The 14,256-nt window shown below is 73.0% G+C and carries 13 protein-coding genes; 6 read left to right on the plus strand and 7 right to left on the minus strand.

Annotation, left to right across the window (positions count from 1 at the left end; translation table 11 throughout):
* Positions 1–9 precede the first annotated feature (9 nt).
* Together AW273_RS10925 and AW273_RS10930 are read right to left on the minus strand one after the other, a co-directional pair.
* Positions 10–297 (minus strand): hypothetical protein, encoded by a 288-nt coding sequence (locus AW273_RS10925; RefSeq protein ID WP_062347849.1) that lies wholly within the window; start codon positions 295–297, stop codon positions 10–12.
* An 11-nt stretch (positions 298–308) separates the two neighbouring features.
* On the minus strand, positions 309–644 hold the full coding sequence (locus AW273_RS10930; protein ID WP_157555687.1) for a type 1 periplasmic-binding domain-containing protein: 336 nt from the start codon (positions 642–644) through the stop codon (positions 309–311).
* A 201-nt stretch (positions 645–845) separates the two neighbouring features.
* Here AW273_RS10930 and AW273_RS10935 point away from each other — a divergent pair, with 201 nt between their 5' ends.
* Complete coding sequence (locus tag AW273_RS10935; protein WP_063909906.1) at positions 846–3,578, plus strand: helix-turn-helix transcriptional regulator; 2,733 nt, start codon at positions 846–848, stop codon at positions 3,576–3,578.
* A gap of 6 nt (positions 3,579–3,584) precedes the next feature.
* Here AW273_RS10935 and AW273_RS37130 read toward each other — a convergent pair whose 3' ends face one another.
* The 3 genes from AW273_RS37130 to AW273_RS10950 all read right to left on the minus strand — a co-directional run bounded on the left by AW273_RS37130 (position 3,585) and on the right by AW273_RS10950 (position 6,359).
* Positions 3,585–4,739, minus strand: coding sequence for an acyl-CoA synthetase family protein (locus AW273_RS37130; protein WP_157555689.1), 1,155 nt, complete (start codon positions 4,737–4,739; stop codon positions 3,585–3,587).
* 167 nt (positions 4,740–4,906) lie between these two features.
* The gene (locus AW273_RS10945; RefSeq protein WP_062347858.1) at positions 4,907–5,653 is read right to left on the minus strand and encodes an IclR family transcriptional regulator; all 747 of its coding nucleotides are present in this window, start codon (positions 5,651–5,653) and stop codon (positions 4,907–4,909) included.
* Positions 5,654–5,759: 106 nt separating this feature from the next.
* Positions 5,760–6,359 carry a ScbR family autoregulator-binding transcription factor gene (locus AW273_RS10950; RefSeq protein ID WP_062331890.1) on the minus strand — a complete coding sequence of 200 codons (600 nt, stop codon included), beginning with the start codon at positions 6,357–6,359 and terminating at the stop codon, positions 5,760–5,762.
* Positions 6,360–6,625: 266 nt separating this feature from the next.
* On the opposite strand from AW273_RS10950, the gene AW273_RS10955 reads away from it, so the two are divergent.
* From AW273_RS10955 to AW273_RS10965, 3 genes are all read left to right on the plus strand, one after another.
* Positions 6,626–8,002 (plus strand): family 2B encapsulin nanocompartment shell protein, encoded by a 1,377-nt coding sequence (locus AW273_RS10955; RefSeq protein ID WP_062347860.1) that lies wholly within the window; start codon positions 6,626–6,628, stop codon positions 8,000–8,002.
* A gap of 76 nt (positions 8,003–8,078) precedes the next feature.
* Entirely contained in the window at positions 8,079–9,446 is a 1,368-nt protein-coding gene (locus tag AW273_RS10960; protein ID WP_062347862.1) for a family 2B encapsulin nanocompartment shell protein, read from the plus strand.
* Complete coding sequence (locus tag AW273_RS10965; RefSeq protein WP_062347864.1) at positions 9,443–10,477, plus strand: family 2 encapsulin nanocompartment cargo protein polyprenyl transferase; 1,035 nt, start codon at positions 9,443–9,445, stop codon at positions 10,475–10,477. Before AW273_RS10960 ends, AW273_RS10965 begins: the two co-directional genes overlap by 4 nt.
* Positions 10,478–10,525: 48 nt before the next feature.
* Here AW273_RS10965 and AW273_RS10970 read toward each other — a convergent pair whose 3' ends face one another.
* Positions 10,526–11,248, minus strand: coding sequence for a sulfite exporter TauE/SafE family protein (locus AW273_RS10970; RefSeq protein ID WP_232327276.1), 723 nt, complete (start codon positions 11,246–11,248; stop codon positions 10,526–10,528).
* A 26-nt stretch (positions 11,249–11,274) separates the two neighbouring features.
* Positions 11,275–11,751, minus strand: a complete 477-nt coding sequence (locus AW273_RS10975) for a hypothetical protein (protein ID WP_062347866.1) — start codon at positions 11,749–11,751, stop codon at positions 11,275–11,277.
* A gap of 312 nt (positions 11,752–12,063) precedes the next feature.
* Here AW273_RS10975 and AW273_RS10980 point away from each other — a divergent pair, with 312 nt between their 5' ends.
* On the plus strand, positions 12,064–13,032 hold the full coding sequence (locus AW273_RS10980) for an FAD-dependent oxidoreductase (RefSeq protein ID WP_062347868.1): 969 nt from the start codon (positions 12,064–12,066) through the stop codon (positions 13,030–13,032).
* 190 nt (positions 13,033–13,222) lie between these two features.
* The gene (locus AW273_RS10985) at positions 13,223–14,248 is read left to right on the plus strand and encodes a hypothetical protein (protein WP_062347870.1); all 1,026 of its coding nucleotides are present in this window, start codon (positions 13,223–13,225) and stop codon (positions 14,246–14,248) included.
* Positions 14,249–14,256: the final 8 nt, after the last annotated feature.

Genomic DNA, 14,256 nt, shown 5'->3' on the forward strand with positions numbered 1-14,256 from the left:
CAACCCGGCTCAGTTCGCGAACTTCCGGGCCGTGTCGCGTGCCCGCGTCGCGGCCTCGCCTGCCTCGGCGGGGGTGACGACCGAGCCCGTCATCCGGCTCAGGCGCTCGACCTGGCCGGCGTAGCGCCGGTGCCCGGCGGCGGCGTGCTCCCGGCCGGGCAGGCAGGTCAGGCTCTCGGGCCGGATCGACGTCAGCGCGTGGGGCGCCTGGACGCCCCAACCGGTCGACGACACGAGCAGGTTGCGGTAGGCCGCGCCCGCCTCCAGGATCTTTCGGTCAACGTGAGTGTGAGACATCGCAAGTCCGATTAAACCGCCTCCCACCCCGAGTCGCCGAACCGGAACACCCGCAGGTCCTCCACGGGGTAGGGGTCGCCGGGGCCGGTCGAGACGGTGACGCCGGGCAGCAGGGTGCCGATCTCGACGTCCCGCAGATCCCGGGCCGCCGCCATCAGGCCCTCCCGCGACGGGCACTCCATCCGTTCCAGCGCCGCCGCGAAGGCCGCCGCCGACGTCCAGCCGAACATCACCTGGGAACTGGACGGGTCGGCGTCGGGGACGTGCCGCCGGACGGCCGTCAGGCCGACGGCGTCGAGTGCGGTGACTCCGCCGAAGCGCACGGTCAGCCGGCCGATTTCCAACATGGGCACCATCGCCTTGTCGCCGCCTTGTCTCCGCCTCGTCGCGTGCCGACGGAACGGTGCACGAGTCTTGGCAGCGGTGACCGGGTCGCGCATCGGTGAAATCACCAGTCCTTCCCTGCGCGCCGCAGGTGACGAAAGGTGTCGCGACTTTTCCGGCATATCCCTCTTTCAGGGAAGTCAGGTGGCCGTAACACTGAGGAGATGCCGGCAGCCCATCACGTCACACCCGCCCCCCTGAGGGGCCGTGCGGCCGAACTGGCCGCGTTGCGGGAGGCGCAGGCCGGCGCGCGGGCCGGGTCGGGCGGCGCCCTCCTTCTCGTCGGCGCGGCGGGAACGGGCAAGTCGGCGCTGCTCGACCTCGCCGCCGCCGAGGCCGGCGACCTGCTGGTGCTCCGCGCGCGGGGGGTGGCGTGCGAACGCGACCTGCCCTACGCCGGGCTGCACGGCCTGCTGCGCCCGCTGCGCGACCGGCTGGCGGCGCTGCCGAAGGCGCAGGGCGAGGCGCTGACCGAGGCCCTCGACCTGGGCACGCCGACGGGCCGCCTGGTCGTCCCGGCCGCCGTGCTCACGCTGCTGTCGCTGGCGGCGGCCGACCGTCCGGTCGTCGCGGTCGTGGACGACCTGCACCAGCTCGACGCGCCCAGCCGCGAGGCCCTGCTGTTCACCGCCCGGCGCCTGGCCGGTGAACCCGTGGCCCTGGTGGCCGCCGCGCGCTCCGACGTCTGGGCGGGCGCGGTGCCGGTCCGGCAGCTCGACGACCTCGACGAACGGGCCGCCAGGGAGCTGACCGACGACCTGGTGCCCGGCGGGCTGCCCGACGACCTTCGGGCCGCGCTCGACCAGATCGCCCGGGGCAACCCGCTGGCGCTCACCGAGCTCGCCGCCGCCCTCACGCCCGGACAGCTCGCCGGGACGGCCGCCCCTCCGGCGGCCCTGCCGCGCGAGGGGCGGTTGTGGCGGGCGTACACCGACCAGATCGACGACCTGCCCGCCCCGACGCGGGACCTGCTGCTCCTGCTGGCCGCCGATCCGCGCCTCGACACGGCCACGCTGGTGCGGGCGTTCGACGGCGACCCGTTCACCGCGCTGGAGGCGGCCGAGGAGGCCGGGATCGTCGAGGTCGCGGGCGACCGGTTCCGGTTCCGCGACCCGGCGGCCGGGCCGGTGGTCTACCACGGCGCGTCGCTGCTGGCCCGCCGGGGCGCCCACCGGGCACTCGCCGGAGCGCTGGCCCATCACCGGCTCCGGCGGGCCTGGCACCGGGCCGCCGCCCTCGACGGGCCGCCCGAGGACCTGGCCGACGAGCTGGAGGCCGCCGCCACCGCGACCGGTTCGCCCTGCCCGTTCCCGGAGTTGTCGCTGGCCTACGAGCGGGCCGCCGAGCTGAGCACCCGCGGCGACGTCAAGGCGACCCGGCTGGCCGCCGCCGCCCAGTACGCCCGCCTCGAAGGCCGCCCCCACCGCGCGCACGCCCTGCTCGACCGGCTGCGCAGCGGCGCGGTCTCGGCCGAACTGCGGCAGCAGGCCGAGAGCATCCGGGCCCGGCTGGAGTTACGCGGCGGCGAGACCAGCTTCGCCCGCGACGAACTCCTCGCGGTCGCCTCGTCGCTGCTCGACCGCGACCGCACGATGGCGGTCAGGGCGCTGGTGCGGGCCGCCGAGGCCAGTTACCTGGCGGGCGACCACCACCGGTTCGTCGTCATCGCCCGCGACGCCCTGACGCTGCGGCGCGACGACGACCCGCCCGCGATCCGGCTGATGTTCGAGTACCTGACCGGCATGGCCGCCTCGTTCCGCGGCCGCCACGACGAGGCGGCCGGCCCGCTGCGCCGGGTCGTCGAGCTGGCGCCCCACGTGCACAGCCCGTCGGTGCTGGTCTGGGCGGCCGTGTCGAGCCTGATGCTGGGCGACGACGCGCAGGCGTTCCGGCTCTCCACCCGCGCGGTCGAGACGGCCCGCGCGCTGGGCGCGGTGGCGACCGTGCCGCAGGTGCTGGAGTTCGCGATCAACAGCGAGTTCTGGCTCGGCCGGTTCGCCTCGGCCGCCGCCAACGCCTCGGAGGGCCTGCGGCTGGCGCGGGAGACCGGCCAGCGCGGCAGCGCCGGGCAGCACCTGGGCTGGTTGTCGATGATGGCCGCCGTCCAGGGCGACGAGGAGACCGTCCAGACGCGGGCCCGCGCCGCGATCGAACTGGCCGGCGCCCACGGCGTGAGCATCGCCGGGGCCCTGGGCAACTGGGCGCTGGCCCAGATCGACCTGGCCTCGGGCCGCCCGGCGGCGGCGGTGCAGCGGTTGCGGCCGACCACGCGGGCCGACGTGCGCAACACCCATCTGGTCGTCCAGGTGACCGCGACCCCGCACTTCGTCGAGGCCGCCGCGCGGACCGGCGAGCGCGACCAGGCGGCCCGCGCCCTGCGCGTCTTCCAACGCTGGGCCGACAGCACGGCCAGCCCCGACCGGCGGGCGCTCGCCGTGCGCTGCCGCGCCCTGCTCGCCCCGCCGGGCGAGGCCGACGAACTGTTCCGCGCCGCGCTCGACCTGCATCACCAGGGCTTCTCCGAGTTCGAGACGGCCAGGACCGAGTTGCTGTACGGCTCCGCCCTGCGCCGCGACCGCCGTCCGGGCGCGGCGCGGGAGCACCTGTACAGCGCCCTCGACACGTTCGAGCGCTACGGGGCCCGGCTGTGGGTCGACCAGGCGCGGAGCGAACTGCGCGCGGCCGGCGAGCCGGTGCGGACGACCCGGCCGAAGGCGGCCGAGGAGCTGACCGCCCAGCAGTTCCAGATCGCCCGCATGGTCGCCGACGGCGCGACGAACAGGGAGGTCGCCGCCCAGCTCTACCTGAGCCCCCGGACGGTCGAGCACCACCTGCGCAACATCTTCGCCAAGCTCGACATCAGGTCCCGGGTCGACCTGGTGCGGTTGCTGACCTGAACGCTCTCAGGCCACTGTGTCGAACCCCGGGTCGAACCCCGGGTCGAACAGGTAGCGGTGGTCGCGGGCCAGGTGGAGGAAGCCGTCGGCGTCCAGGTGGCCGCGCTCGCCCGTGCGCAGCACCCCGCGCAGGTCGTCGCCCCGGGCCAGGTCACGCGCCGAGCGGGCCGGGCCCATGCCGACCGTGTCGCCCTCGTAGACGACCTCGCCGCGCACGATCGACAACCGCCCGCCGGGCAGCGCCGGGCCGACGGAGCCGGGGCGGGCCCGGCCGGGCGGGGTGGCGGCGACCCCGTACAGGAGAGAGGCGAAGCCCTCCGGCGGGGCGCCGCCGACCATGGTGAGCGTGCGCAGGGAGCGGTGCCGGACGGGCGCCCAGCCGAGCCGGTGGAGCAGCGCGAAGACGCGCGGGGAGGCGGCGAACGACCCGCACGCCCACCGTTCGGCGGCGGCCCAGAACTCCGCGCCCGCGACCGAGCCCTCGGCGGCGACGACGGCCGCCCCGGCCGCGAGGTGGGCGTTGAGGAGCGCGAGCCCGGCCCCGGTGAAGAGGGGCGGGCTGGTCAGCGTGGCCTCGCCGGAGCGGATGCGCAGCGCCCGCGCCACCGCCTCACCCTCGGCCTGTACGGCCCGGCGGGACAGTCGCATCCCGCCGGGCCCGTCGAGGAGCACCACCGCCAGGTCGGGGTGGACCGGGGCGCCGGGGTCCGTGCGCACCCATGCCCGCCCGTCGGCGCGGTATCCGGGCGGCGGTGCCCCCGGCGCCCCGAGCAGGGCGGCCGGTGCGAACCGGGTCACGAGGTCGCCCGCGCGGGACCGGACGAGCCGGGGATCGAGCGGCGCGACCGGACGCCCCGCGCGCAGCGCGGCCAGGTAGGTGACGATCACCTCGGCGGTCGCGGGCGCGGCCAGCATCAGCAGCCCGCCGGGCAGCCGCGACAGCCGCAGCGCGGCCCGCTGGACGGCCCCCCGCAGCACGGGCCCGTAGAGGATCTCGTCGGTCCGGGCGTCGATCACCCGGGTGTCCCGCGCGTCGGGCGCGGGACCGTCCTGGCCGGGCCCGCCCGGCCGCGCGGATGCCCGGCCGCGTGGCGGATTCGGGGCGGGCCCGGACAGGCGTCGGGGGTGGGGGATCGCGGCGCAGATCCGCTGCGGAGGCATGGGGCGCTCCTCGGTCGGAGAGGGGGGCGTGCTCTCGAACCGAGAGCGTAAGTCGGGCTTTTTCCGGGACGCCACGACATGTTCCAAATATTGGAACAAATGGCCTCTAAGCCGGAACCGCGAAGGACGTGCTCCATCCGCCGGGAGACGTCCGGGACGGCGGCGGTTCATCCCGCCAGCCGGGCCGTCCGCAGGGTGACCGCGAGCTCGTGGCCGGCCCGCCGCACCGCGGCCTCCGCCGGGCCGGCCTGCAGCAGCCTGATCGGGCCGGACACGCAGACCGCCACCACCCCGAAGTTGGGCACCCCCGGCACGGGGACCGCGATGGCGCTGAGCCCCGGGACGTACTCCTCCACGCACCACGCCACCCCCTGGCGGCGGACCACGGCGAGCTGGCGTTCGAGCACGCCGGGGTCGGTGATGGTCCGGTCGGTGTGGCGGCGCAGCGGGACCCGCAGGTCGGGCGGGCCGCCCTGGTAGGCCAGCAGCACCTTCCCGGCCGCCGTGCAGTGGGCGGGCGCGAGTTCGGCGGTCCGCCACAGCGCCTTGGCGTGGGTGCGCGGGCAGAGCGTCATCACGTACTCGGCCTGCCGGTCGGTCAGCACTGCGATGGAGACGATCTGGCGGGTGTGCTCGTAGAGCTCCAGCAGGTGGGGCGTGGCCATGCGGCGCAGCCACTGGAAGTGGCGGACCCGTTCGGGCTGCGCGTAGGGGCGCAGCGTGGCGGCGACGCGGTAGTCGGCCCCGGTGCGGCCCACGAGATCGTCGGCCTCCAGGGCGGCGAGCAGCCGGTGGACCGTGGACTTGGGCATCTGGACCTGGCGTGCCAGGGTGGTGAGGCTGACCGGCTCCGGCGACGTGGCCAGAGTGCGCAGCACGATCATGGCCTTGGCCAGCGTGCCGATCCGTTCCATGACGGCTCCTTCAGCGCGTTGGACGTCCCCGAAAAAAACCGACCGGAATGTATTTTTATAGGGCCGACCCGGGGCGAACTGAAGGGGAGACAGCAGAACCTGTCGCTCAGGTGAGGGCGAGCGCCTCGGCCCGGCGGACGGTGGTCCGCGGCGAGGGTTCGGCCTGGATGCCGAACAGCACGACGCGCCACATCTCGCGCAACCGCTCCTCGGTGTCGGCCCGGCCGAGCGTGTCGCTGACCTGGAAGACCCCGAAGAACGAGCTGACGACCACCCGCGCCGCCTTCTCTGCGGTGACGCCCTCGGCGAGCTCGCCGGCCCGCTCGGCCGGCTGGAGCACCTGCGTGAACGCGGCCTCCCAGGCGCCCACGTTGCGGTCGAGGGCCAGCCGCGCCCCCGCGCGCATGACCGGTTCGTCGCGGAAGGCCCGGGTGATGGCGAAGGTCAGCGCGACGACCACCACGACGGGGTCGGACTCCTCGCCGCAGAACCGTTTCACGAGGGCGGGCCAGCGTTCGAGCTGGCGCTCGACGATCGCCTCGGCCACCGACTCCTTGTTCGGGTAGTGGAAGTAGATCGCGCCCTTGGTCACCCCGGCCCGCTCGTGGATCTCGGTCAGGCTGGTCCCGGCGTACCCGTTGGCCGCGAAGATCTCGGCGGCCGCGCGGAGCAGCCGTTCACGGGTCGCCAGTGCACGCTGCTGCACGGCCCTCGCCTCCTACGGGCCCCGACCCCACAGACGTGGCCCTTTCAGAGGTTAACACGGGAAGAATCTACCAAAACGGGTAACAGACCCACTACGGATAATCACGGTCTATTTCGTTATTTTGTGGTCGGGTCATTCGAATGCAAACTCGTAATTGACACTCCGAAGATCGCCCCTGCATTATTGATCCGTTCGGCCAGCCCAATGAGGTTTCTCGCGCGGGCCCCCTGAATTTTTTTCGCTTCGCCGCAGGAACAGGAGTCGAGTTGACCGTTGAGAACGAGCAATTGAGCCTGGGCACGGCGGCGGCCAGAAAACTGGCCACCACCACCAAAACCGTCCCCCAGATGCAGGGCATCAGCAGCAGGTGGCTGCTGAAGGTCCTGCCCTGGGTCCAGGTCTCCGGCGGCGCCTACCGCGTCAACCGCCGCCTGTCCTACGCCGTCGGCGACGGCCGGGTCACCTTCACCGTCCAGTCGGGCCAGGTCCGGGTCATCCCCGCCGAGCTCACCGAACTCCCCCTGCTGCGCGGTTTCGACGACCCCGACACGCTGACCGCCCTGTCCGAGCGCTTCACCCAGCGCGACTTCTCCTCGGGCGACGTCATCGTGGAGGCCGGCCAGCCCGCCGACCAGGTGATCCTGGTGGCCCACGGCAAGCTGACCAAGATCGGCACCGGCCCCTACGGCGACCAGGTCGCCCTCGGCCTGCTCGCCGACGGCGACCACGTCGGCGACCAGACCCTGCTGACCCCCGGCACCTGGGACTACACGGTCAGGGCCACCACGGCGGGCACCGTGCTGACCCTCCCCCGCAGTGAGTTCGAGCGGCTCGTCGACCAGTCCGACGCGCTCCGCGCCCACGTCGAGTCCTACCAGGCCGGCTCGGGCCGCCCGCAGGACGAATACGGCGAGGCCGCCATCGAGGTCTCCTCCGGCCACCACGGCGAGCCCTCGCTGCCCGGCACGTTCGTCGACTACGAGACCTCCCCGCGCGAATACGAGCTGAGCGTCGCCCAGACCGTCCTTCGGGTGCACTCGCGCGTCGCCGACCTCTACAACGACCCGATGGACCAGATCGAGCAGCAGCTCCGGCTGACCATCGAGGCGCTGCGCGAACGCCAGGAACACGAGATCGTCAACAACCGCGAGTTCGGCCTGCTCGCCAACGCCGACCTCAAGCAGCGCACCCACACCCGGTCGGGCCCGCCGACCCCCGACGACGTCGACGAGCTGCTGTCGCTGGTGTGGCGGGAGCCGTCGTACATCCTGGCCCACCCGCTGGCCATCGCGGCCTTCGGGCGGGAGTGCAGCGCCCGCGGGGTCTACCCGACCAGCGTCGACGTCGGGGGCCACCACTTCCCGTCGTGGCGCGGGGTGCCGATCCTGCCCTGCAACAAGATCCCGGTGACCGACACCCGCACCTCCTCGATGATCGTGATGCGGCTCGGCGAGGAGAAGCAGGGGGTGGTCGGCCTCCACCAGGTCGGCATCCCCGACGAATACCAGCCGAGCCTGTCGGTGCGCTTCATGGGCATCGACGAGAAGGCCATCATCAAATATCTGGTGAGCGCCTACTATTCGGCCGCGATCCTCGTCCCCGACGCCCTCGGAATTCTGGAGAACGTCGAAGTCGGTCATTGACGAATGGTTCCCCCAGGGCGGCCCGTGCGGAAATTCTCGGGCCGCCCTTTTTAATTCCCACCAGTAAGGGAGTGCCGTGAACGATCAACTGAGCCTGGGCACGGCGGCGGCCAGGAAACTGGCGACCACCACCAAAACCGTCCCCCAGATGCAGGGCATCAGCAGCAGGTGGCTGCTGAAGGTCCTGCCCTGGGTCCAGGTCTCCGGCGGCGCCTACCGCGTCAACCGCCGCCTGTCCTACGCCGTCGGCGACGGCCGGGTCACCTTCACCGTCCAGTCGGGCCAGGTCCGGGTCATCCCCGCCGAGCTCACCGAACTCCCCCTCCTGCGCGGTTTCGACGACCCCGAGGCCCTGGAGGCCCTCGCGGGCCGGTTCTCCCAGCGCGACTTCGCCGCCGGCGACGTCATCGCCGGGGAGGGCGACCAGGCCGACGAGGTCATCCTGGTCGCGCACGGCAAGCTCACCAAGGTCGGCACCGGCGCCTACGGGGGCGAGACCGCGCTCGGCCTCCTCGGCGACGGCGACCACGTCGGCGACCACGCCCTGCTCGCCCCCGGCACGTGGGACTTCACCGTGAAGGCCACGACGGCGGGCACGGTGCTGACGCTGGGCCGGCGCGCGTTCGAGGAGCTGGCCGACCGGTTCGAGACGCTGCGGGCCCACGTGGAGGCCTACCGGAGCAGTCCCGAAAGGCCGCAGGACCGGCACGGGCAGGCGGAGATCGCGCTCGCGGCCGGGCACCACGGCGAGGCGGCGCTGCCCGGCACGTTCGTCGACTACGAGACCTCGCCCCGGGAATACGAGCTGAGCGTGGCGCAGACCGTGTTGCGGGTGCACTCGCGGGTCGCCGACCTCTACAACGACCCGATGGACCAGGTCGAGCAGCAGCTCCGGCTGACCATCGAGGCGCTGCGCGAACGCCAGGAACACGAGATCGTCAACAACCGCGAGTTCGGCCTGCTCGCCAACGCCGACCTGAAGCAGCGGCTCCAGTCGCGGTCGGGCCCGCCGACCCCCGACGACATGGACGATCTGCTCTGCCGCCGCCGCAAGACGCAGTACTTCGTGGCCCACCCCCAGGCCATCGCCGCGTTCGGCCGCGAGTGCACCAAGAGGGGCGTCTACCCGACCAACGTGGAGGTCGAGGGGGTGCGCCTGACGGCCTGGCGGGGGGTGCCGATCCTGCCGTGCAACAAGCTGCCCATCAGCGAGACCCGCACCACCTCGATCATGGCGATGCGGCTCGGCGAGGAGAACCAGGGCGTGGTGGGCCTGCACCAGACCGGCATCCCGGACGAATACCAGCCCGGCCTGAACGTGCGGTTCATGGGCGTCGACGACCGAGCGGTGATCAACTATCTGGTCAGCGCCTACTACTCGGCCGCGATCCTGATCCCGGACGCGCTCGGCGTCCTGGAGAACGTGGAACTCGGCCATCGATGACGACGACCGAGACGGGGGCTCGCGACGTCGCGGAGGTGCTCTCCTGGAGCCGCGACCTGGTGCAGCCGGCGATCCGGGAGGCGGCCGAGACCCTGCCGGCCTCGATGCGGCACATCTCCGGCTATCACATGGGCTGGTGGGACGAGCGGGGCCGCCCGATCACCACCGGCGCCGGCAAGTCGGTGCGTCCGGCGCTGGCGCTGCTGGCCGCCGAGGCGGTGGGCGGATCGGCCGAGGGGGCGCTGCCGGCCGCGGTGGCGGTCGAGCTCGTCCACGATTTCTCGCTGCTGCACGACGACGTGATGGACGGCGACGCCACCCGGCGTCACCGCCCCACGGCGTGGCGGGTGTTCGGGGTGAGCCAGGCGATCCTGGCCGGTGACGCGCTGGTGTCGCTGGCGTTCGCCCGGCTGGCCGAGAGCGGCCATCCGCTGGCCCACGAGGGGGCGCGGCTGCTGAACGCGACGGTCCTCGACCTGCTCGACGGGCAGAGCGCCGACGTCGGGTTCGAAGACCGGGCCGACGTGACGCTGCCCGAGTGCATCCGGATGGCCGGGTCGAAGACCGGCGCGCTCATCGCGTGCGCGTGCGCGCTCGGCGCCCTCTACGGGGGAGCCGACGCGCGGGTGATCGAGCGCCTGCGGACCTTCGGCGCCGAGCTCGGGCTGGCCTTCCAGCTCGCCGACGACCTGCTCGGCATCTGGGGCGATCCGGAGGTGACCGGCAAGCCGGTCTTCTCCGACCTCGCCAACCGCAAGAAGTCGCTGCCGGTGGTGGCCGCGCTCACCTCCGCGACCGGGGAGGCCGCGGAGCTGGCCGAGATCTACCGGTCGGGCGCCGTCCTGTCGGACGCCGAGCTGGCCAGGGCCGCCGACCTGGTGGAGCGGGCCGGGGGCCGCGACTGGTGCCGCGAGACCGCCGACGGCCTGCTCGCGCGGGCCCCCGCCCACCTGGCGGAGGCGGGCTGCGCGGCCCGCCCGGCGGCCGAGCTGACGGCGCTGTCCACGCTGATGGCCCGGCGCACCCTCTGAGGCGGCGGTGCTGGGCGGCGTCGAGGACGCCCAGCACCGCTCACGCGCTCACGTGTAGGTGTCGAAAGCGAGCTTGACCGCGACGATCAGCCCCGCCACCGCGGTCAGCACCCGCAGCGACTGGCCCGGCAGCCGCCGGGCGATCAGCGGCCCGATCCAGCCGCCGACGATCATGCCGGCCGACAGCGGGACGACCACGTCCCACCGCACCGGCCCGAACAGGGCGAACCCGAGGGCGGCCACGCCGTTGGAGGCCATCGCGATCACGTTCTTGACCGCGTTCACGCGGGCCGGGCTCTGGTCGAGGGCCGCCGTCAGGATGGCGAACATGATCACCCCACCGGCCGCCCCGAAGTAGCCGGTGTAGATCGCGACGGCGTACACGCCCAGATAGAACGCCCACCCGCGCAGCGCCGCGGCCCTGGGAGCCCGCAGCAGCACCAGCGACGCGCCCGCGACCAGCACCGGCGCGACCAGTTCGAACGCCTTCGGCGGGGTCAGCAGCAGCAGGGCCGCCCCGGTGGCGCCGCCGAGCGCGGTCACCGCGCACAGGCGCAGCACCAGGGGCGCCTGGCCCCTGAGCTCCGGCCGCGACGCCGCGGCCGACCCGACCCCGGTGAACGTGAGCGACACCGTGTTCGTGACGTTGGCCGCCAGCGGCGGCAGCCCGAAGGCGAGCAGAGCCGGGTAGGAGACGATCGAGGCGAGCGACACGACCGTGCTCACGATCCCCGTCGCGACCCCCACGAGGGCAAGGACGAGGATCTCCACGCACCGAACTCAACCACAAGATCGTTTCAGTACGCCGCCGGGGCGGACGCCACCGCCTTGGGGGTCACCCGGTGGTCGGTGAGGTGCAGGTCCCCGCCCAGGTCGGTGCGCAGCTTGTCGAGGGTCTCCCGGGTGCCGAGCACGGTCCAGAGCCGGCCCACGAGATGGGGGTTGTATTCCGGCGCCTGGTCCATCCAGGCGTCCTTGCCCTTCTCGGTGGCGAAGGTGTTGACGAAGAACTCCCCGGCCTCGGTCGAGCAGGCGCCGGTGCGCAGTTCCTCGGCGTCGACCTGGATCTTCACCTTGCAACCGACCTTGGCGGCGAGTTCCTCGACGGTCGGGGCGGGCCCGGCCTCGACGGGCGCGGCGGCCGCGGCCGGAGCCGGATCGGATACCTGGTAGGCGCCCCCGGCGGGCGCGGAAGAGCCGCCCGAGCAGGCGGACAGCGACACGACGGCCAGAGCGGCGGCGGCGAGGGCGGCATGGCGCGAAACAGTCAGCACGCCCGGGGATACGCGGCGTGGACGAGAGCGGTTCAATCCGGTGAACCGAAGTGACCCCTGGGGCGTCATGTCTGGCAAGGGAGGCCCGTATGGACGTCCTGGACAACCTCCTCGACGGAGATCTCCGGCTGGAGCTCGTCCTCGTGGAGGCCCTCCATTGGGAAGCCGATCGGCTGGCCGCCCCGGCCGATCGCGAAAGGCACCACTGAAACTGCGGTCCCGCCCCTCGATCAGGTGAGGGGCGGGGCTCGTGCATGCGGGCCCCTTTTGCGGGAAGTTCCGCACCATTCGCTTTGAGGGAGGTCGTCGTCGATGGCGCAGCGTGCCGATGTCGTCGTGGTGGGGGGAGGCGTCGTCGGTCTCACGACCGCGATCGCCCTGAACGAGGCCGGGATCCGGGCGGTCGTGTGGACCGCCGAGGTCCCCCGGCTGACCACCTCCGCCGTCGCGGGCGCCCTGCTGGGCGGCCCGGTCATGAGCGAGCCCCGCGCCGACGCGGTCCGCTGGCAGAAGACGGGCCTGGAGATCTTCGGCGAGCTGGCCACCCACCCGCACACCGGCGTGACCGCCGCGCGCGGCCGGCTGGTCACCCGCCTCGACGGCGGCACCCCGCCGTGGGCCCGCGACCTGCCCGGCTTCGCCGAGTGCTCCCCCGAGGAGCTGGCCGGGTTCAAGGCGGGCTTCTGGATCACCAGCCCGATCGCCGACATGCCCTGCTACCTCGACTACCTCGTCGACCGGTTGTGCCGGTCGGGCGGCGACATCGAGGTGTGCACGGTGGCCTCCCTGGAACAGCCGACCTCCCACGCGCCGGTCGTGGTCAACTGCGCCGGGGTGGCCGGGGCCACGCTGGCCTGCGACGACTCGGTGACCCCCGTACGCGGGCAGCACGTCGTCGTCGAGAACCCCGGCCTGACCGAGTTCTTCTACGAGGGCGGCGCCGACGACGACTGGACGGGCTTCTTCCCGCACGGCGACCGCGTCGTCCTGGGCGGCAACGCCCGCAAGGGCGACTGGAACCTCGAACCCGACGAGGCGCAGAGCGCCGACATCCTCCGGCGCTGCGCCGAGGTCGAGCCCCGCCTTGCCGACGCCCGCGTGGTCAAGGTGGACGTCGGCCTGCGGCCCGGCCGCCCGTCGATCCGCGTGGAGGAGCAGCAGGTCGAGCACGGGCGGCTCATCCACAACTACGGGCACGGCGGCGTGGGGGTCAGCATGAGCTGGGGCTGCGCGCTCGACGTCGTGAAGATGGTGTCAGGGCACGCGCCAGAGCAGCCGTGAGGTCGCGAGGGTGGGCATGGTCTCCACGACCGGCCCGAACCCACCGGCCTTTCGCACGCATGCCGGGAGACCGGAACGTAAACGGCGTTTCTTCCGGGAACACCCTCCCGACTAACAGGTGGCGGATTTCCACCGGGCCGGGGACGATATACGCGGGGAAAGCCGGAATGCGGTCCGTGGGGATGGGTTCATGTCGGTCGAGAACGGCGCGGGCGATTCCCGCAGGCCACCCTGGACGGAACGGTTCTCGTGGCTGCGCGACGAGCCCGAGGTGGTCATCGCGTTCCTGATCGCCGTGGGCGTCGCCATCTACGGCCTCACGGACAACGTGACCCAGCCGGTCCAGGAGGCCACGCTCGTCGTCCTCGCGCTGATCGCCAGCACGCTGGTGCGCAGCCGGATCCGCACCGGCGCCGTCGAGACGGAGCTCCGGCGGGCGCTGACCGACTCCGGCGAGGCGCTGCACCAGGTGCCCGAGCGGCTCGGCGAGGTCACCGAATTGCTGGAGAGGTCGCGGCAGGCGATCGACCAGATGTCGGTCGTCTCGCTGCTGCCGGGGGCGCAGGTGCGGGCCGAGCTCGTGGCGGCGACCCAGCACACCAACACCTGGGTCTTCAAGGGCGGCACCGGCACCTTCATCCGCGCCTTCACCCTGCCCGAGTGCGTGGAGAACTCGCGGGCCGCGCGCCGCCAGCTCCAGGTGCAACTGGAGATCATCGACCCGGAGAACGACACCGCCTGCGCGGTGTACGCCCGGTTCCGCCAGTCGCTCGTGACCGGCCGCGCCGACCCCTGGACGGCCGACCGGACCCGCAAGGAGTCGTACGCGACGATCCTGGCCGCGAGCTGGTACCGGCGGCACAACGACTTCCTCACCGTCCGGGTCGGGTTGTCGTCGACGATGACGACCTGCCGGTGGGACATGTCGGCCTCGCGCGTCATCGTCACCCGGGAGGATCCCACCGCGCCGGCGCTGGTGGCCTACCAGGGCAAGCTCTACTACTCCTGGTGTGAGACCGAGCTGAACAGCAGCTACGCGCAGTCGAGGAGGCTGCCCGTGGAGAACGTTCTGATGGTGCCGCTCGGCGACGAGCCGACGGTCGACGAGGTGCGCGACCTCTTCGAGGTGCTGGGGTTGCCGCTCGACTCCCTCGACGACTCCGAGGTGGCCGACGTGACCCGCCGGGCGCTGCGGCCCGCGGAGCCCTACCGGTGAGATGACCA

Source organism: Herbidospora yilanensis, from assembly GCF_001570565.1.
Classification (GTDB): domain Bacteria; phylum Actinomycetota; class Actinomycetes; order Streptosporangiales; family Streptosporangiaceae; genus Herbidospora; species Herbidospora yilanensis.